At 51.3% G+C, this 17,118-nt stretch carries 18 protein-coding genes; 8 read left to right on the top strand and 10 right to left on the bottom strand.

Going from position 1 to position 17,118, the window contains the following annotated elements:
- The first annotated feature begins 121 nt into the window (after positions 1 to 121).
- Positions 122 to 1,102: a phosphatase PAP2 family protein gene (locus JNC80_RS10680; RefSeq protein WP_376710301.1), complete on the top strand. Its 981-nt coding sequence runs from the start codon at positions 122 to 124 to the stop codon at positions 1,100 to 1,102.
- Here JNC80_RS10680 and JNC80_RS10685 read toward each other — a convergent pair.
- The 4 genes from JNC80_RS10685 to JNC80_RS10700 form a co-directional block, all read right to left on the bottom strand.
- Positions 1,059 to 1,865 carry a hypothetical protein gene (locus tag JNC80_RS10685; RefSeq protein ID WP_376710302.1) on the bottom strand — a complete coding sequence of 269 codons (807 nt, stop codon included), beginning with the start codon at positions 1,863 to 1,865 and terminating at the stop codon, positions 1,059 to 1,061. The two genes, JNC80_RS10680 and JNC80_RS10685, sit on opposite strands and share 44 nt — an antisense overlap.
- A 103-nt stretch (positions 1,866 to 1,968) precedes the next feature.
- Positions 1,969 to 2,226, bottom strand: coding sequence for a hypothetical protein (locus tag JNC80_RS10690; RefSeq protein WP_022712213.1), 258 nt, complete (start codon positions 2,224 to 2,226; stop codon positions 1,969 to 1,971).
- Between the two features lie 231 nt (positions 2,227 to 2,457).
- A complete protein-coding gene (locus tag JNC80_RS10695) occupies positions 2,458 to 2,844 on the bottom strand; it encodes a TIGR02301 family protein (protein WP_376710303.1) in 387 nt (128 codons plus the stop codon).
- Between the two features lie 57 nt (positions 2,845 to 2,901).
- Complete coding sequence (locus tag JNC80_RS10700) at positions 2,902 to 3,327, bottom strand: NUDIX hydrolase (protein WP_376710304.1); 426 nt, start codon at positions 3,325 to 3,327, stop codon at positions 2,902 to 2,904.
- 91 nt (positions 3,328 to 3,418) lie between these two features.
- On the opposite strand from JNC80_RS10700, the gene JNC80_RS10705 reads away from it, so the two are divergent.
- A complete protein-coding gene (locus JNC80_RS10705; RefSeq protein ID WP_376710390.1) occupies positions 3,419 to 4,216 on the top strand; it encodes an SOS response-associated peptidase in 798 nt (265 codons plus the stop codon).
- A gap of 152 nt (positions 4,217 to 4,368) precedes the next feature.
- Positions 4,369 to 4,983, top strand: a complete 615-nt coding sequence (locus JNC80_RS10710) for a LysE/ArgO family amino acid transporter (RefSeq protein WP_376710305.1) — start codon at positions 4,369 to 4,371, stop codon at positions 4,981 to 4,983.
- Here the strand turns inward: JNC80_RS10710 and JNC80_RS10715 are convergent.
- Positions 4,957 to 5,139 carry a hypothetical protein gene (locus JNC80_RS10715; protein WP_116089219.1) on the bottom strand — a complete coding sequence of 61 codons (183 nt, stop codon included), beginning with the start codon at positions 5,137 to 5,139 and terminating at the stop codon, positions 4,957 to 4,959. The genes JNC80_RS10710 and JNC80_RS10715 overlap by 27 nt on opposite strands.
- 367 nt (positions 5,140 to 5,506) lie before the next feature.
- Here JNC80_RS10715 and cysS point away from each other — a divergent pair, with 367 nt between their 5' ends.
- The 4 genes from cysS to rarD all read left to right on the top strand — a co-directional run bounded on the left by cysS (position 5,507) and on the right by rarD (position 10,192).
- Positions 5,507 to 7,021 carry a cysteine--tRNA ligase gene (gene cysS / locus JNC80_RS10720; RefSeq protein ID WP_376710306.1) on the top strand — a complete coding sequence of 505 codons (1,515 nt, stop codon included), beginning with the start codon at positions 5,507 to 5,509 and terminating at the stop codon, positions 7,019 to 7,021.
- Positions 7,003 to 7,500, top strand: coding sequence for a GFA family protein (locus JNC80_RS10725; RefSeq protein WP_151158054.1), 498 nt, complete (start codon positions 7,003 to 7,005; stop codon positions 7,498 to 7,500). Before cysS ends, JNC80_RS10725 begins: the two co-directional genes overlap by 19 nt.
- Positions 7,501 to 7,539: 39 nt before the next feature.
- Positions 7,540 to 9,153, top strand: coding sequence for a citramalate synthase (gene cimA, locus JNC80_RS10730; RefSeq protein ID WP_376710307.1), 1,614 nt, complete (start codon positions 7,540 to 7,542; stop codon positions 9,151 to 9,153).
- Positions 9,154 to 9,271: 118 nt separating this feature from the next.
- Positions 9,272 to 10,192 carry an EamA family transporter RarD gene (rarD, locus tag JNC80_RS10735; RefSeq protein WP_376710308.1) on the top strand — a complete coding sequence of 307 codons (921 nt, stop codon included), beginning with the start codon at positions 9,272 to 9,274 and terminating at the stop codon, positions 10,190 to 10,192.
- 71 nt (positions 10,193 to 10,263) lie between these two features.
- Here the strand turns inward: rarD and pssA are convergent, their stop codons facing one another.
- The 4 genes from pssA to JNC80_RS10755 all read right to left on the bottom strand — a co-directional run bounded on the left by pssA (position 10,264) and on the right by JNC80_RS10755 (position 15,546).
- Entirely contained in the window at positions 10,264 to 11,088 is an 825-nt protein-coding gene (pssA, locus tag JNC80_RS10740) for a CDP-diacylglycerol--serine O-phosphatidyltransferase (RefSeq protein WP_022712203.1), read from the bottom strand.
- Positions 11,088 to 11,786 (bottom strand): phosphatidylserine decarboxylase, encoded by a 699-nt coding sequence (locus JNC80_RS10745; RefSeq protein WP_075654616.1) that lies wholly within the window; start codon positions 11,784 to 11,786, stop codon positions 11,088 to 11,090. The genes pssA and JNC80_RS10745 overlap by 1 nt, the downstream gene beginning before the upstream one ends.
- A 286-nt stretch (positions 11,787 to 12,072) precedes the next feature.
- Entirely contained in the window at positions 12,073 to 13,959 is a 1,887-nt protein-coding gene (locus JNC80_RS10750; protein WP_075654617.1) for an ABCB family ABC transporter ATP-binding protein/permease, read from the bottom strand.
- A gap of 276 nt (positions 13,960 to 14,235) precedes the next feature.
- Complete coding sequence (locus JNC80_RS10755) at positions 14,236 to 15,546, bottom strand: Ig-like domain-containing protein (RefSeq protein ID WP_376710309.1); 1,311 nt, start codon at positions 15,544 to 15,546, stop codon at positions 14,236 to 14,238.
- Between the two features lie 334 nt (positions 15,547 to 15,880).
- On the opposite strand from JNC80_RS10755, the gene JNC80_RS10760 reads away from it, so the two are divergent.
- Positions 15,881 to 16,486, top strand: a complete 606-nt coding sequence (locus JNC80_RS10760) for an LOG family protein (RefSeq protein ID WP_022712198.1) — start codon at positions 15,881 to 15,883, stop codon at positions 16,484 to 16,486.
- 57 nt (positions 16,487 to 16,543) lie between these two features.
- Here the strand turns inward: JNC80_RS10760 and JNC80_RS10765 are convergent, their stop codons facing one another.
- Positions 16,544 to 17,083 (bottom strand): AAA family ATPase, encoded by a 540-nt coding sequence (locus JNC80_RS10765; protein ID WP_376710310.1) that lies wholly within the window; start codon positions 17,081 to 17,083, stop codon positions 16,544 to 16,546.
- Positions 17,084 to 17,118: the final 35 nt, after the last annotated feature.

Raw genomic sequence — 17,118 nt, forward strand, 5'->3', positions numbered from 1 at the left:
AGAACTCGCTTTACAGAAAATTATAAGAGACCGCATTATCCGATAATGCGGTCTTGTGCATTTTAGAGTGCGCTTCTTTAGATTTACGACTGATCAATGAGTTTGTGTGTATTGATGCAGTATGAAAACACAATCGTCTGTCCTGAATCATTATTTTCGTCCTGTAGAGTTGGCCCTGCTGGGGATCATTCTTATTACGCTGCTTGCAGATGCCGTTCTGCTTCTGAGTTCAGGGCAGAAAGTATTTTACTTCGCTTATAGCGGACAGCTTATCTTTGCTGCATTGATGTTCGGATTGAGTTTCATATACCGCTGGCGCGGGCGTAGCGAGCGCATTGCCACTGTTACGATGAGCACTGGCTTGTTTATGATTTTTACTTCGGCAATGGCACTGCTGAATTATTTGTTCTTACCCAATTTACGCCCGACACTTGATCTTTGGCTTGTCTCACTGGATGCCAGCCTTGGCTATAACTGGGTGGACGCTGTGACATGGAGTGTCAGCTATCCTTTGGTTAATGATATTCTAGGCTATGCTTATTTGTCTAATCTCTATCAGATCGTTATCCTGATAATTTTACTTGGTTTCAGCGGGCGTATTTATGCCTTGCACGGTATGATTTTGACCCTGACGCTGAGTGGAGCTGTTACCGTCCTGTTCTGGATACTTTTTCCCTCGATCGGGCCGAGTGCGTTATTTCCGTTGCCTGAAAGCGTGATTTCAAAATCTCAGCAGATTGTAGGGACTGCATATGGCAAGGAACTAACTGATCTTCTGTATAATGGTACAGCAATGATTATGCCGAATGATGCACGTGGACTGATTTCATTTCCGTCTTTTCATACGGTTATGGCGCTGGCGGGCATGTGGTATTCCCGTTCAGTCAAGTGGCTGTTTCCGTTTTTCCTGCTTTTGAATTTGGCAGTGCTACCAGCCGTCTTGGTTCATGGCGGACACCATCTTGTTGATATACCGGCAGGTATGGCTGTTTTTGCTCTGTGTGCATGGGCAACAGAGCGTTTTCAGCAGCGCTTTGACAGACAGGGAAAAACGATCGTCAGTCGCCGGCTACAAAAAACTTCCATGAGCCATCCGGCGTAATGCCGAGACGGTAGAAAATATAGGCACCGACGCCCTTCATTTCTTCAAAGTCACCGGCAGTCACAATCTGATACAGCTCAACCATCTGCCGGTCGTCCAGCTTGTCCAGCGGGTAGGCGAAGAAATACGGCCAGACATAAACTTCATTCGGTGTACCGGCATCGAGATGCGCGTAACCAGACTCAAGAAGGTCTACGAGAATAGCCAGCAATTCCTGACCATTGCTGTCGCCGGAAAGGCTTTTGAGAAATTCCAGCGGTGTACCGTCATATTCACCGAGCGAAAGCATCGGGCTGGTTTCGCCGCCGTCACCGAGCAATGGTTTCAGCGCATCAATCTTTCCGGCTTTGGCAATATCGAGAATTTTCTTGCGGGTGTCCTGCACAGCTTGCGGAAGCTTGGAATAGTCATAGGAGACTTCCGGAATCTTACCTTCCGGTGAAACATGCGGACGGGTAATGTCGCGCTCCGGGCTGCCGTTTTCAGAGGCTGCGCCGGATTCAGGTGCTCTGTAGGTTTCAGTCGGTACCTGACGCAACGGCCCCGGCAAAGGCACCTGCGCCGGATTGACCTCTTCGCCGCCTTCACCGGCAGGTGTTTCGCTCAATGCTAAAATTTGTGGTTTTCCGCTCAAAGTTCCGGCGGAGGCCGGTACTGAGACAGATGCGGCAATCATGGCCAGAGCCAGACCGGAGAGGAAAGACGTGCTCAGAAATTTATCTGAGCTGAGTTTGCTCGGCCAGTGGCGGGATGAAAGCAACATCAGAAACTCCGGAAGAGAAATATATATTCAAAATAAATGTTTACGGCATCCAATAGCACAAATTATGACGGATGCCGACTGTGCTCGGGAAATTACTGCAAAATTACTGTAAAATACGGTTGGGCAGAAACTCACCGGCAATGATCTGCTCGCGCAATTTATCGAGCAGGCCAAGCGCCGCATCTTCGCCTGTGCTGCGCAGAAGTTCGGTCAATGCATTGGCAAAAGCAGCCTCTGCGAGAATCTCCGGTTCAATGCCTTCTGAAATCCCGTCAGCCCAGGCTTCATGCTGATATTCGATCGCCGCCTGTTTTTTCTCATGGGCAATCAATTCATCGAGGTCTGTCGGAGCATGATTCATTAAAATATCACCTTGGCTTTATGCCGTTGGACACTGCATCGCAGAAGACGGACAGGACTTAGCTAAAGAAAGTGCTGTCATAGAGCCATTCAGAGCAGAAACGACTATCTGAAGACCGTTTCTTACACCATCAGCCGACGCATCACCATCAATAATTTAATCTCTTGTTAACAGATTGCGATGGTTTGTGAATGGCAGATTTCGCCTTTATTGCAATGAATGAAGTTTTGGTTAATTGCCGTAATGGGCAACCAGTCCTTCAGAGAGCTTTTCACCCTGTAGTTTAAACCGGTCGATTGCTTTCAGCGCCTGATCGGTACATTGGCTGTAATTATCAGCATAGCTGCGATAGTTGTTGTTAAAGGCTGAAACCAGATTTTTACGCCGCGTTTCATCAGCTTTTTCAGCGGTGAGCAATTCATTCATCTGATCGCGCCAGAGACTGGTTTTGTCGCCGCAAAGATTGCTCAAATAGTGGAGGGAGCCGAGGGTGCCTGCCAGCTGGATCATCTGGCTTTCATAGGGCGGGCCGCTGGTTTCCTGTGTTTGTGCCTGTGCGGAAAGAGCGGAAACAGAAAATCCTGTAACCAACAGGAAGCTAATAAGAAATCTGGTCATACATATACTCCGCGCCTTCACTATAAATTGTGCAGTAATCAGGCTGTTTCAAGGCGCTCAGCCTTCTTCCTGCAGAATACGGCGAGCAAAAGCCAAGGTGCTGACGGTCACAATATGCTGCAGCATATCCTCAACTGTCAGCCAGTGCAGCGAAACAGCATCATCACCGGCCTGTTCCTGTCCGCTGAGGTCATAAGCGCGGAAAATGCAAAGATTATAGACCTTGCCGTAAAGCCCTTCCTGAGACAGATCAATTGTATCGACCAGCCGCAGGCGGTTGCAGTGCAAGCCGGTTTCTTCTGTGAGTTCACGCCGTGCGGCCTGTTCGGCATTTTCTCCGGCTTCAACTCCGCCACCCGGAAAAGCGAGTGAACCTTTGAGCGGCTCCTTGCCGCGTTTCACCAGCAGGAAGCGGTTCTCCTTGCGGCAGATGATGGAGGCACCATGGGCGATGAGCGGGTGAGGGGAAATGTCCTGTATCATAGAATGAGTGGTAAAAACCTGCCCGCAGATTTGCAAGCTTTGTTTATCAGGTATCTTGACCTTTACGGTAAAACTCGCAACACCAAATATTATGTGTGGACGTTTTGCATTACTGGCAACAATTGATGAGGTGGAGGCGCAGTTCGGCGTGATTGTCGATGAAGCCTTTCCGCCGCGCTATAATATTTCACCGACCCAACCGATCATGATTGTGATGAATGGTGAAACACCGGCACCCGGCAGCAACAGGCCGGATCGTATTGCAATGCTGGTACGTTGGGGCTTTGTGCCGTCATGGACAAAAGACCCGCTGAACTTTCCGCTGATGATTAATGCCCGTTCCGAGACCGCGCATGAAAAGCCGTCTTTTCGTACAGCGATGGAGCACCGGCGTAGCTTGCTACCGGTGAGTGGTTTTTATGAATGGCGTAAACTCGGTGACGGCAGAAAACAGGCCTATTGGATACGTCCGCGCCATGGCGGAACCATTGCTTTTGGTGCGTTGATGGAAACATGGGTGAGCGGTGACGGTTCGCAGATGGACACGGCAGCCATTCTGACGACAGCTTCCAATCATGCATTATCGCACATTCATGACCGCCTGCCGCTGGTGATCCATCCTGAGGACTATCAGGAATGGCTGGATTGCAAACGCAACCGTGCCAAGGATGTAAAGCATTTGCTCAAGCCGGTGCAGGATGATTTTTTTGAGGCGATTCCCGTCTCGGACAAGATCAATAATGCCCGTTATTTTGCTACAGATGTGCATGAGGTAGTGGAAGAGCTGACAGTTTCTCAGGAAACAGTCGTCAAAAAACCGGCTAAACCTAAAAAGCCTGCTGTCAAAAAGAAAACAGATGACAATGATGACCAATTCAGTATGTTTTAATTAATTCTTTCAAAAACATAACTGACAGCGCATCCCGAAAAGTGGTTGCCGGTTTTCGGGTAGGATGCGCGTTGATGTAAAGTTTGCATCCCGAAAAGTGGTTGCCGGTTTGCGGATAAGATGCGCGTCAATTTAACAAGAACGAGTCTATCGTGGGAACAGCAGCAATTTCGGGCTTTCTGCTCGGACTATCCTTGATTGTCGCCATTGGTGCGCAAAATGCCTATATTCTGAGACAGGGACTGCTGCGTCAGCATGTGTTTATTCTCTGTCTGATCTGTGCTCTGTCCGATGCCTTTCTGATTGCCGCAGGCGTTGCAGGGCTGGGCACACTGATCGCAAAGTCCCCTTCATTGATTACAGTGGTGACCGTCGGCGGCGCGGCTTTTCTGTTCTGGTATGGTCTGTCTGCTTTTCGCCGTGCAATGCATCCTGACGGGTTGCTTGCCGGCAATGGCGGTGCGGTCAGCCTGAAAGCTGCAGTCGGGACTTGTCTGGCGCTGACTTTCCTCAATCCGCATGTCTATCTTGATACGGTCGTACTGGTCGGCAGCCTCTCTGCCCGTTTTGAAGGGCAGGCGCGTCTGGCCTATGGGCTGGGTGCGATAACAGCCTCTTTTGTCTGGTTTTTCTCGCTCGGCTATGGTGCCCGATTGCTGCAGCCGTTTTTCGCCAAACCTTCTGCATGGCGTATTCTCGACTGCATTATCGGCATCATTATGTGGGCGATTGCGTTCAGCTTACTTAGCCGCCTGTTGTGGCCGTAAGGCTTTATCTGACGGCAGATAAGAAACGTGCAGCCGTTTCTCGTCACGGTGGCTGCGCGGTGCCGACCGCAGAGCTGCCGCCAAAAATGCAGGGCCGATTGCACGATACTGCTCGGTAAGCTGATCTTTTTTAGATGCGCTGAAGATCTTTTTCATAATGTTTCCTTCCCTAACTCAGAGCTCCCATTATCGTGAAAAATAGGACTGAAGCATGGCTGGAAATGTGCAAATTCGGGCGCAAATCTGGGTAATGTCACGGCGGTAATGCCGCGTGTCATGATTACTGCCGGTCACAAAAATCTCTGAGCTGTCTCTTGACGCGGCACAGGATCAGAGAGATAAGTGCTGTCATGAAAACACCATTCGCAAACACCATTTGTATTATTGCGGTCATTATTCGCTAGCAGATTGCTGGCTCGGATGTTTTCGTCTTCCTTTTCCTTTTGAAGCAGACAAATGCACCGGCCAGCAGGCTGCGCAAGTCTTGTTTGTGCTTTAGAACCGTATGTTAAAGGGAAGTCAGATGTCTGCCACTGAATTGCGTTTGTATAATACGCTGACCCGCAGGAAAGAGGACTTTGTTCCGATCAATCCTGATCATGTGCGCATGTATGTCTGCGGCCCGACAGTTTATGATTTTGCCCATATCGGCAATGCGCGTCCGGTGATTGTATTTGACGTGCTGTTCCGTCTGCTGCGCCATGTTTATGGTGAGAGCCAAGTGACTTATGCGCGTAACCTCACTGATGTGGACGACAAGATTAATGCGCGTGCCGTGCGCGATTATCCTGATCTGCCGCTGAATGAAGCTATTCGCAAAGTCACTGAAAGCACCAATGCGCAGTTCCAGAGCGATGTAACAGCGCTTGGCAATCTCGAACCATCCAGCCAGCCGCGCGCAACCGAACATCTGGAAGAAATGCGCCAGCTGATCGAACGTCTGATTGAGCGCGGTCATGCCTATGTGGCTGACGATCATGTGCTGTTTGCAGTTAAAACCATGAGCGGCGACCATGGCCCCCGTTATGGTGCGCTTGCCCGCCGCTCACTGGATGAGATGATTGCCGGTGCGCGTGTGGATGTGGCTTCTTACAAGCGCGATGAGATGGATTTCGTGCTGTGGAAACCATCCAAAGAGGGGGAGCCGGGCTGGCCGTCTCCGGCAGGTATTGCGGTTCACGGTCGTCCGGGCTGGCACATTGAGTGCTCCGCCATGTCGATGGCCAAATTGCTGGAGCCGTTTGGCGGCGGTCTGAAATGCGATGATCCGCTGAAAAACACCTTCGACATTCATGCCGGTGGTATTGATCTGGTATTCCCGCATCATGAGAATGAGATTGCCCAGTCATGCTGCGCTTTTGGTTCAGAACGCATGGCCAATATCTGGATGCATAATGGTTTTTTGCAGGTCGAAGGTCAGAAAATGTCCAAATCTCTGGGCAATTTCATCACCATTGATGATGTGCTGAAATCGGAACTGCCGCAATTGTCGGGCACAGATGCGCCAGAGGATTTCCGTCGTCGCTGGACCGGTATGGCTGCACGTCTCTCAATGTTGCAGACCCATTACCGTGAGCCGATCAACTGGACACAGCAGCGTTTGATCGAATCCGGTGAGGAACTGGCGAAGTGGTATCAGGTGATTTCCGAACAGCCGGTGCCTGCTTCTGCGGTTAAGGCAACGGTGTTTGCAGATAGCATTGGCGATGACCTGAACACATGGGCTGCACTCACAGAATTGCGCAAAGCCTATAAACAGGGTGATGTTGCAGCGCTGGTTTCCGGTCTCAACCTGCTTGGTCTTCACGATGCGCAATTGCTGGCTGAGGCTGCACAATATCTGTTCAGCGCTGCGGCAGATGTCGACACGGCAGATGTTGAAAGACAGATCTCCGAGCGTCTGGCATTCATCAACGGAAAAAATTGGGCGGAGGCTGACCGTATTCGTGACTCATTGCTGGCACAGAATATTCAGCTGAAGGACGGCAAAGATCCGGCTAGCGGAGAACGGGTGACAACATGGGAAGTGAAACGCTGAGTGAAAATCCGGTCGCCAGCGGCGGCTGCCAATGCGGTGCCGTGCGTTTTCGTGTGAAGGGGCAGCTGGGCAGTGCATCCATCTGTCATTGTCGCATGTGCCAGAAAGCCTTCGGCAATTATTTTGCTCCTTTGGTCTCCGTTAAAGAGGGGACCTTGGAATGGACGCGCGGAACACGAAAACTGTTCCGCTCATCCAACCATGTGCAGCGCGGCTTTTGTGCCGGTTGCGGCACACCGCTGACCTATGAAGCGCCGGACGGTCTGGCGCTGTCCATTGCGGCTTTTGACAATCCGCAGGAAATTGAGCCGGTCGTGCAATGGGGCATGGAGGGCAGGCTGCCTTATCTGGACAAGCTGAGCACCTTGCCTGCCTATACGACAGAACGTGATCCTGAAAGCGCGGAATTCGTGCGCACTATGGTATCTTATCAGCATCCGGATCATGACACTGAGACATGGCCGCAAGGCCATGCATAAATCTCACGCATAAATACGGATATGGAGGAAAGAACAACAATGAAAAAAGAGCGTATCTATATTTATGATACCACCCTGCGCGATGGTCAGCAGACACCGGGCATTGATTTCTCGGTTGCGGATAAGAAAGCCATTGCCGCCATGCTGGATGATTTCGGCATGGATTATGTTGAGGGCGGTTATCCGGGTGCAAACCCGACAGATACGAGCTTTTTTCAGCGTAAACATACGGCAAAGGCGAAGTTCGCCGCTTTTGGTATGACCAAACGCCCGGGTGTTTCTACCTCCAATGATCCGGGCATGTCAGTGCTGTTACAGGCTTCCAGCGATGTGATCACCTATGTTGCCAAGAGCTGGGACTACCATGTGCATCTGGCGCTTGGCTGCTCTCTGGAAGATAATCTGGAATCCATTACTTCATCAGTCACGGCAGCGCGCATGGCCGGTAAGGAATGTATTGTCGATTGCGAGCATTTCTTCGACGGCTTTAAAGCCAATCCTGATTATGCGCTGGCCTGTGCCAAAGCGGCCTATGGTGCCGGTGCGCGCTGGGTAGTGCTGTGCGATACCAATGGCGGCACGCAGCCGGGTGAAGTCGGTGACATTGTCCGTGCAGTCAAAGCTGTTGTGCCGGGCGAATGTCTGGGTATTCATGCGCATAATGACACGGAACAGGCCGTTGCCGTGTCGCTGGCCGCAATTGATGCCGGTGTGCGGCAGGTGCAGGGCACGCTCAATGGTATCGGTGAGCGTTGCGGCAATGCCAATCTTGTCACGCTGATCCCGACATTGATGCTTAAACCGGTCTGGGCAGACCGTTTCGAAGTCGGCATCAGCATCGATGCCTTGGCAGGTATCACAAAACTTTCCCGCACTTTTGACGATATTCTCAACCGCGCGCCGAACGATCAGGCGGCTTTTACCGGCAGTTCAGCTTTCGCTACCAAAGCGGGTATTCATGCTTCTGCTTTGCTGAAAGAGCCTAAAACCTATGAACATGTGCCGCCGGAAATGGTGGGCAATCATCGCCGTGTCATGGTGTCCGATCAGGGTGGTAAATCCAATTTTATTGCTGAGCTCAACAAGCGCGGCATTCAGGTTGCCAAGGATGACCGTCATCTCGGTACGCTGATCGCGCTGGTCAAAGAACGTGAAGCGCAGGGCTATGCCTATGAAAGCGCGGATGCGAGTTTTGAGCTGCTCGCCCGACAACAACTTGGCGCGGTTCCGCAGTTTTTCCGTGTTGAAGCTTTCCGCTGTATGGTTGAGCGCCGCTATGACAGCAATGGCTGCCTGAAAACCGTGTCGGAGGCGATTGTAAAAATCATCATCGATGGTGAGGAGCACTTGTCGGTGGCAGAAGGTCATGGTCCGGTTAACGCGCTTGACCTTGCATTGCGCAAGGATCTCGGCCGTTATCAGGAAGAACTTGCTGATCTTGAACTGGTGGATTTTAAAGTCCGTATCCTCAATGGCGGTACGGAAGCGATCACCCGCGTTCTGATCGAGTCGCATGATGCCAGCGGCCAGCGCTGGCGCACAGTCGGTGTGTCGGACAATATTATTGATGCATCCTTTCAGGCACTGATGGATTCTGTCGTCTATAAGCTGATGAAAAACCGCGAACTTGCGGGACATATTGCAGCAGAATAAAATTTGCCGTTTGCGGAGCCGATGAAACGGGAGTACCGGTTGTTACTGATGCAATTGTAATGAACGGCTCCCGCTGTAAGAATAAAGCCCGAGACCGGAAATCTGAGGATGGATAACTATGAGTGACCGGTCTCAAGCGGCGATGCCGGAGGCGACACGCGGTTTTATTTTCGCGATGCTTGCTTATTTGTTCTGGGGGCTTTTCCCGTTTTATATGAAAGCGGTTGCCCATATTCCGGTTGTGGAAGTGCTGGCGCATCGGGTGATCTGGTCATTGCCGGTCGCAGCGCTCATTCTGGTGTTTATGGGGCGCACCAAGGATGTTGGCGTAGCCTTGCGCAATCCGCGCACATTGGCAATGGCCTGTCTGACAGCTTCCCTGATCACGTTGAACTGGGGTGTCTATGTCTGGGCGATTTTCAATGATCACGCGCTGGATGCGGCTCTGGGCTATTATATCAATCCGCTGGTCAATGTGCTGCTTGGCGCGATTTTCCTTAAAGAGCGCCTGACAAGAGTACAGCTGGTTGCCGTATTCCTTGCCGCTGCTGCGGTAGTGTTGCTGACTGTAGAGCAGGGCGGTCTGCCTTGGGTATCCATTATTCTGCCGCTGTCATTCGGCTTCTATGGTTTCTTCCGTAAATCTCTGCCGATCGGCCCGTCGCAGGGTTTCATGCTGGAAGTGATTATCCTGTTCATTCCGGCCAGTGCCTATGCAATCTGGCTATACACACAAGGGCAGGATCATTTTGTTACCGGCACACCGGCGGATATTTCTCTGCTGATGCTGGCTGGCGTTGTTACCGCTGTACCGCTGATTATGTATGCGACCGGTGCGAAACTGCTGCGCTACACGACACTGGGACTAATGCAGTATATTACACCGACCATGCTGTTCCTGATCGCTGTTTTCGCCTTCAAGGAACCGTTTAACACAGTGCAGCTTTATGCTTTCGCACTGATCTGGGCAGGGTTGATCCTCTATACATGGTCAATCCTGAAAGAAGCACGGGCAGATAAAATAGCTGCCAAAGCATAAAAGCAGAAATAACAGAACAAATAAAAAGCCCGCTCAAAAGCGGGCTTTTATTTTTCATTATCTGAACAGTTTCACGCCTGATTTTCAGAGGACTTTTTCTCTTCCGCCGCGAAACGGCGCTTCCATGCCAGTGCACTGAAAGGCAGAAATACCAGATAGGCCAAAGCTGTCAGTGTCAGTGTCTGCCAGGTAAAACTCATCAGAAAACCGGCATAGATCACTACGCCGAGGATCAGCGGCATAACAAAGTCACGACGGATAAAGCTGCCTGCGGTTTTGCCGTTATATACCGGCAGACGGCTGACGAGCAAAAAGGCAATCACAATCGTGAAGCCTGCTGTTCCATAGGCCAGAGCCTTGCTTGGCAGCACGCCGAGGAAACCGGAATAAACAGGCAGCAAAACCAGCATCGCACCGGCCGGAGCCGGAACGCCGATGAAGTAATTGCCCTGCCATGCAGGCTGGTTCGGATCTTCCAGCATCACATTAAAGCGCGCTAAGCGCAGGCAGCAGGCAATCGTATAGATCAGTGCGGCAATCCAGCCGAAAGAACCGGCCTGATCCAGCATGAACAGATAGAGCACCAGTGCCGGAGCCACGCCGAAATTGACGATATCGGCCAGAGAATCCATCTGGGCACCGAATTTGGAAGACCCTTTCAGGAGCCGCGCAATCCGTCCGTCAATGCCGTCGAGAAAGGCTGCCAGCAGCACCATAGCCACGGCCTGCTCGAAACGATGCTCAATGGCAAGGCGGATACCGCTCAAGCCTGCACAGATCGCAAGAACGGTAATCAGATTAGGAATGATGATCCGCATCGGAATTTCGGAAAAGCGCGGACCGCGCCCTTCCGTATTGCCATTTGGATCCAGCGGCGGAAAAGGTGCTTCAAGCATCAGGCAATCCGCACGGTTGGCGCAGTGCGCGTTTCATCAAATTCTGCCAGAACGGTTTCACCTGCCACAGCCGTCTGGCCGACAGCAACGCGGGCAACGGCACCTTTTGGCAGGTAAATATCATTACGCGAACCAAAACGGATCAGACCGAAGCGCTCGCCGGTTGAAAGATCTTCACCGGCTTTTGACCAGCAAACGATACGGCGGGCTACAAGACCGGCAATCTGCACTACGGCAACGGTGCCATGGGCGCTGTCGATCAGCACCGAATTGCGCTCATTCTCCGTGCTGGCTTTATCCAGTTCCGCATTCAGGAATTTACCCGGGCGGTGCATCACGGCAGTGATTTTGCCACGCACCGGTGCACGGTTGATATGAACCGAGAACACATTCATGAACACGCAGATGCGCAGCATCGGCTCTGTACCTAGATCCAGCTCTGCCGGCGGAACGCACATGCCAACGGAAGAAATCTTGCCATCCGCAGAGCTGATGACGAGTTTATCATCCAGCGGCGTGATGCGCAGCGGATCACGATAGAAATATATGCACCAGATGGTCAGCACCATCCCTACCCAGAACAAAGGTTCCCACAACCAGCCAAGCAACAGCGACACAACAAAAAATGCTGCGATAAAGGGGTAGCCCTCGCGGTGGATAGGAACAAAAGTATTGCGAATGGTATCGGACAGGCTCATCGGTTTTCCTCAGATTTTCCGCTTCAATAACGCAAAGTAACAGCGTTTAAAATGATTAAGCGCAAACAGCGCAACAAAATTCATGATATTCGTGCTTTATCATAACAAAATGCTCACAGAACATTACCGCAAGCACCGGTTTTGATTTTTTTATATTCCGCATTGATACGGAATCAAAACGGTTCAGGTGATGTTGATATCACCGGAACCGCCATTGCTGCATGCATATACAATGAACAGCCAGTGCGAATATCTGCTGTCATCATAGAGGATCATCGGTGCCCTGTCATTCTCCGGCAGGGGCGCCGCGAATAACAATGCCAAGTTCATCGCTTTCACGAACCTGACGCAGACGGGCCTCCGCTTCATCAGCTTCACGCTGACGATCCCACATGGAAGCATAAAGTCCGCCTTCGACCAGCAGATCACGATGCGTACCGCGCTCGGCAATCTGACCGTCTTTGAGCACGATAATTTCATCGGCGCTGATAACGGTCGACAGGCGGTGCGCAATCACCAGAGTAGTGCGGTCACGGCTGACCAGATCCAGAGATTGCTGGATATCCTGCTCGGTTGCTGTGTCCAGTGCCGAAGTTGCTTCGTCAAGGATCAGGATCGGCGGGGCTTTCAGAATTGTACGGGCAATCGCGACACGCTGCTTCTCGCCACCGGAGAGTTTAAGTCCGCGTTCGCCAACCATCGACTGATAGCCTTCCGGCAATAGCTGGATGAAGCGGTCGATCTGTGCCAGCTTGGCAGCCTGTTCCACTTCCTGCTCAGTCGCCGACGGACGGCCATAGCGGATATTATAGGCAATTGTATCGTTAAACAGCACCGTATCCTGCGGCACCATACCAATCGCATGGCGCAGGCTGACCTGCGACACTTCGCGGATATCCTGCCCGTCAATTGTCACCGAACCCTGCTGTACATCATAGAAACGATAAAGCAGACGGGAGATGGTTGATTTACCTGCACCGGACGGTCCTACAATCGCAATGGTTTTGCCTGACGGTACTTCAAAGCTGATATTGCGCAGGATCGGACGGGACGGATCATAGGCAAAGCTGACATTATTGAAGCGGATTGCCCCTTGTGAGACAGCCAGAGCCGGTGCGTCGGGCTTGTCTTTGACCTCTTCTTCAACTTCAAGAAGATCGAACATCTGCTCAATATCGGTCAGCCCCTGACGGATTTCACGATAGATAAAGCCGATCATATTCAGCGGCAATGACAGCTGCATCAACAGCGCATTGATGAAGACAAAATCGCCGAGCGTATGGGTTCCGGCCTGTACTTCGCGGGCAGACATCACCATCAGGATCATCATGCCGACACCGAAAATCACGGCCTGACCAAAGTTCAGCCAGCCAAGCGATGTCCATGTCTGGGTTGCCGCTTTTTCATAACGTGCCATCGAGCGGTCATAGCGCTCTGCTTCCATGGCCTCATTGCCGAAATATTTGACTGTTTCAAAATTCAGCAGTGAGTCAATTGCTTTGGTATTGGCATCCGTATCGGATTCATTCATTTCGCGGCGGATATTAATACGCCAGTCACTCGCCTTGACGGTGAACCACATATAGAGCCAGACCGTTGCCGCAACCACGATCAGATAGCTGACACCATAGGCAAAACCGAAAATCGCTGCGGTCAGCGCAAATTCCAGCAGGGTCGGTACCGAGCTCAGAATGGTGAAGCGCACAATGGTTTCAATGCCTTTGACGCCACGTTCAATCACACGGGACAGGCCGCCGGTGCGGCGCTCAAGATGAAAACGCAGCGACAATTTATGCATATGCACAAAAGTCCGATAGGCAAGCTGACGCACTGCATATTGGCCGACGCGGGCAAATAACGCATCGCGCAACTGGTTCAGACCGGCCTGAATAATACGTGCCAGATTATAGGCAACGACAAGCATCAAAGCGCCGACAAAAATCTGCGGCACCCAGCTTTCCGGTTTGAAAGAACCATCCAGCGCATTCGTTGCCCATTTGAAAAAATAAGGCACCAGCATCAGCACGAATTTGGCGATGACCAGATAGAAGGTCGCCCAGACGACCCGCATTTTGAGATCATGACGCTCACTCGGCCACATATATGGCCAGAGTTTCGCCAGTGTTTTCAGGGTCTGACCGGATTCTGCCGAGACTGTTTTTTGTTTTTTCATCTTTTTATTTAACGCCACAGACGGTCACTGCTGCCGCCTTCATGCTGTATTGCGGTTTAGAGCATATTTCCTTAACCTTGGATCAGTTTAAGGAAATATGCTCTAATTTTAAAGTGTTAGAGCGAGTTTTGCGTGCCAAGTCTGGCACACGGCGCTCTAAGCGCCGCAGAATTGCTGCAAGTTTCTTCATCGTCTTATCATAGCTGCAGGCGTGATAGAAACAAAACGCCTGCACAATGTTGTGAGGAAGACAAACACGCTCCGGAGAAACAGGATTTACGGTAGTTTCTGCTTCACATCCTGCTCGCTGAGCGGGGTTTTCGGCATGACGAAAACCTGTCCCGGCCAGATCAGGTCAGGGTTCTTAATCTGATCAGTATTGGCCAGATAAATCGTGGTGTAACGCGTGCCGCTGCCATAAGTGCGCTTGGATATTGTCCAGAGATTATCGCCTTTACGGATAATCACCGAGCCTTCCGCTTTTTCCAGAGGCTGTGCCTGTGTCTCTCCGGCAGGCTGGCTTTCCTGAGCGGCCTGTCCGGCATCCGGTTCACTTTGCGCGGCGATTGCAGGAGCAACAGCCGCAATATTCTCACCGGCTTCGCGACGGAAAGGCACACGCGCTGTGGCCAGAATTTTACCGCCCTTATCCATCAGATCAGCACGGATAATATAGTCACCGACAGCAAGCGGCTGCTGGGTCTGCACCAGATAACGCCCCTCAGGGGTGATGACAGCTGTGCCGAGCAAAGTCTCATTGGCTGAGACATTAACCGTCTGGCCACCGCGTGCATGACCGGCGACAAATACCGAGCGGCCTTCAATCTCCACGGCCTCCACGGCAATGCTGACGGCATCCTGAGAATTGCCCTCTGCAAGCCCGCCCTGTACGGCCTGCGACGGCAGCAGGGTAACAGCAGCATCATTACCATGCGCAGCTGCCGGTGCATCTTTATTCTCAGTTGTCTGCGCAGCATTTCCGCCACTGGCCTGCGGCGTAGTAATCATGCGGCTGGCCTGACCAGGCTCTTCAACAAGTGCGAGAACCTGACCATCCGGTGTTGCAGGAACGGAGAGGATCGCGGTCTGCTGCGATGTTGCAACGGAATTATCTTCCGCAGTTGCGCGCAGAACCAGCTGATAATCGCCGCTTTTCAGCGCCTCATCCAGAATAATTGCAAAATCACCGTTCTCACCGGCCTTGGCAGAGCCGAGCACACGGGTTTTGGAAATCACATCAACCACAGAATTCGGTGCGGCTTTACCGGCAATGACCAGTGAGCCGTTACCTTCAAGGCGCAGCACATCAAAAACCGGAACTGTGACACTCTGCTCAGGCACTGTTTTTTCGGGAGCTGTTGGCTTGGTATCCGCCGGTGCAGCAGTATTGGCCGCAGCAGGCTTGTCAGTCTGGGCAGGAGTTTCAGGTTGGGTCGTCGCAGCAGGCTTGTTATCTGTTGCTGTTTTTGAAGCAGGTGCCTGCGGAGGCTGATCCGTTTTCTGCGGAGCCATGCTAAAATATGCAAGAAGACCACCTGCTATAACAACAGCAGCAAAACCGGCAAGCGCATAACGACTATTCTGCATACGGGGCTGACCCTTTTAACACCAAGCTTAAAAAAATATTATAACATGCTGTGTCTGCTTATAAATCCAAATGTATAAGCAGCACATTCGCCAACAACTAGCGCTTTTTTATTGTTACAGCAAGAATATCACATATCAGCGCCAAAATTCTTGTCACATATTGCGCGATAAAATGTCAGCCACGCATGGTTTTCGGTGCAAGGTCATGATTTTAAAAAGACTTCGGGAATAGCGGTGAAAAACCTGGTTTTTATGCCGATTTTTACCAACCGAATTCATGACCGATTTCACCGCATAAACTTGACGGCAAACAGCCCGCGCGCGAAAAGAAAGCATGAGCAAGATTCGATCAATATGTGTCTATTGCGGTTCTTCAACCGGCAATAATCCGGTTTACCGGGAAGCAGGACTGGCTCTTGGCCGCTCCATTGCAGAAAACGGTCTTCGCCTGATTTATGGCGGCGGCACAAAAGGAATTATGGGCGCGGTTGCAGAAGGCGCTTACAAGGCCGGCGGCAAAGTCACCGGTATCATTCCGACATTTCTTCTCAATAAAGAAGCTGACGGCAAGCAGAATGAAATGCTTGATGAGCAGATCATTACCGAGAATATGCATCAGCGCAAACAGCTGATGTTTGAGCGCTCGGATGCCTTCGTCACCCTGCCGGGTGGTATTGGTTCTGTTGAGGAAATCGTGGAAATGATGACCTGGGCACAGCTCGGCCATCATAAAAAGCCGATGGTTTTCGCCAATATCAATCATTTCTGGGAGCCGATGATCGCCATGCTCGATCATATGCGCACAGAAGGCTTTATTCATACCGGCCACCGCGTGCAGCCTAAAATGCTGGATACTGTGGAAGAAATTATCCCTTACATCTTTGATGCAGCTGCCAAAGGCGATGCATCCGGTGATGAAGAGATTATTGCCCGCATGTAAGCAGATTACATGACTATTTAAAAAGCCCCTCAGTGAGGGGCTTTTTTGTTACGTAAATTAAGCTGTGTGGGCGAGTATAAAATCTGCTCTTGCCTCAACGCCTGCCTTAGGCAGTTCCAATAGATTAAAGCCATAATCTTGATAGACTGCCAGCATGGCCTCAAATGTGCGTTCAGCCTCTTGCGGTGATTGCTTACGCTCTTCATCTCCCTGATAAATCTCCGGCCAGTGCGGCGCGATGAAAACGGTTTTATTATAGCGAAAGTGCTTCACTGCCTGATGCACATGATCCGGCACAGGTAGGCCGGAAAGAGAGATGTAACCGGCAATATCGGCCAGCCCGCGGTCAAAAAAATACGGCTTATCAGATATTGTCTGTGTGGCCAGCAGGTGAGAGCGCATTTCCCATGACAGCATCATTTCCGCGAAAAGTGCGGGATCAAGCCACGGCAAAGCCTTGCCGCTGATTTTGACCTGATCCTGAATGATATGTCGTCCGGCTTCCTGACTATGTTGGTACCCCCGCTGTTTGAGAACATTGAGCAGAGTGGTTTTGCCGGAGCCCGGGCCACCGGTAAGTATATAAAAATGATCCATAACAGACCCTTCTGTTTTCAGAGAATTGAAAAATC

Source organism: Pseudochrobactrum lubricantis, assembly GCF_041929865.1.
GTDB lineage: Bacteria > Pseudomonadota > Alphaproteobacteria > Rhizobiales > Rhizobiaceae > Pseudochrobactrum > Pseudochrobactrum saccharolyticum.

What these genes read in the sequence shown, in the direction of transcription:
- JNC80_RS10680 (WP_376710301.1), top strand. Translation starts at nt 122, where the DNA reads ATGAAAACACAATCGTCTGTCCTGAATCATTATTTTCGTCCTGTAGAG.
- JNC80_RS10685 (WP_376710302.1), bottom strand. Translation starts at nt 1,865, where the DNA reads ATGTTGCTTTCATCCCGCCACTGGCCGAGCAAACTCAGCTCAGATAAA.
- JNC80_RS10690 (WP_022712213.1), bottom strand. Translation starts at nt 2,226, where the DNA reads ATGAATCATGCTCCGACAGACCTCGATGAATTGATTGCCCATGAGAAA.
- JNC80_RS10695 (WP_376710303.1), bottom strand. Translation starts at nt 2,844, where the DNA reads ATGACCAGATTTCTTATTAGCTTCCTGTTGGTTACAGGATTTTCTGTT.
- JNC80_RS10700 (WP_376710304.1), bottom strand. Translation starts at nt 3,327, where the DNA reads ATGATACAGGACATTTCCCCTCACCCGCTCATCGCCCATGGTGCCTCC.
- JNC80_RS10705 (WP_376710390.1), top strand. Translation starts at nt 3,419, where the DNA reads ATGTGTGGACGTTTTGCATTACTGGCAACAATTGATGAGGTGGAGGCG.
- JNC80_RS10715 (WP_116089219.1), bottom strand. Translation starts at nt 5,139, where the DNA reads ATGAAAAAGATCTTCAGCGCATCTAAAAAAGATCAGCTTACCGAGCAG.
- cysS (WP_376710306.1), top strand. Translation starts at nt 5,507, where the DNA reads ATGTCTGCCACTGAATTGCGTTTGTATAATACGCTGACCCGCAGGAAA.
- JNC80_RS10725 (WP_151158054.1), top strand. Translation starts at nt 7,003, where the DNA reads ATGGGAAGTGAAACGCTGAGTGAAAATCCGGTCGCCAGCGGCGGCTGC.
- cimA (WP_376710307.1), top strand. Translation starts at nt 7,540, where the DNA reads ATGAAAAAAGAGCGTATCTATATTTATGATACCACCCTGCGCGATGGT.
- rarD (WP_376710308.1), top strand. Translation starts at nt 9,272, where the DNA reads ATGAGTGACCGGTCTCAAGCGGCGATGCCGGAGGCGACACGCGGTTTT.
- pssA (WP_022712203.1), bottom strand. Translation starts at nt 11,088, where the DNA reads ATGCTTGAAGCACCTTTTCCGCCGCTGGATCCAAATGGCAATACGGAA.
- JNC80_RS10745 (WP_075654616.1), bottom strand. Translation starts at nt 11,786, where the DNA reads ATGAGCCTGTCCGATACCATTCGCAATACTTTTGTTCCTATCCACCGC.
- JNC80_RS10750 (WP_075654617.1), bottom strand. Translation starts at nt 13,959, where the DNA reads ATGAAAAAACAAAAAACAGTCTCGGCAGAATCCGGTCAGACCCTGAAA.
- JNC80_RS10755 (WP_376710309.1), bottom strand. Translation starts at nt 15,546, where the DNA reads ATGCAGAATAGTCGTTATGCGCTTGCCGGTTTTGCTGCTGTTGTTATA.
- JNC80_RS10760 (WP_022712198.1), top strand. Translation starts at nt 15,881, where the DNA reads ATGAGCAAGATTCGATCAATATGTGTCTATTGCGGTTCTTCAACCGGC.
- JNC80_RS10765 (WP_376710310.1), bottom strand. Translation starts at nt 17,083, where the DNA reads ATGGATCATTTTTATATACTTACCGGTGGCCCGGGCTCCGGCAAAACC.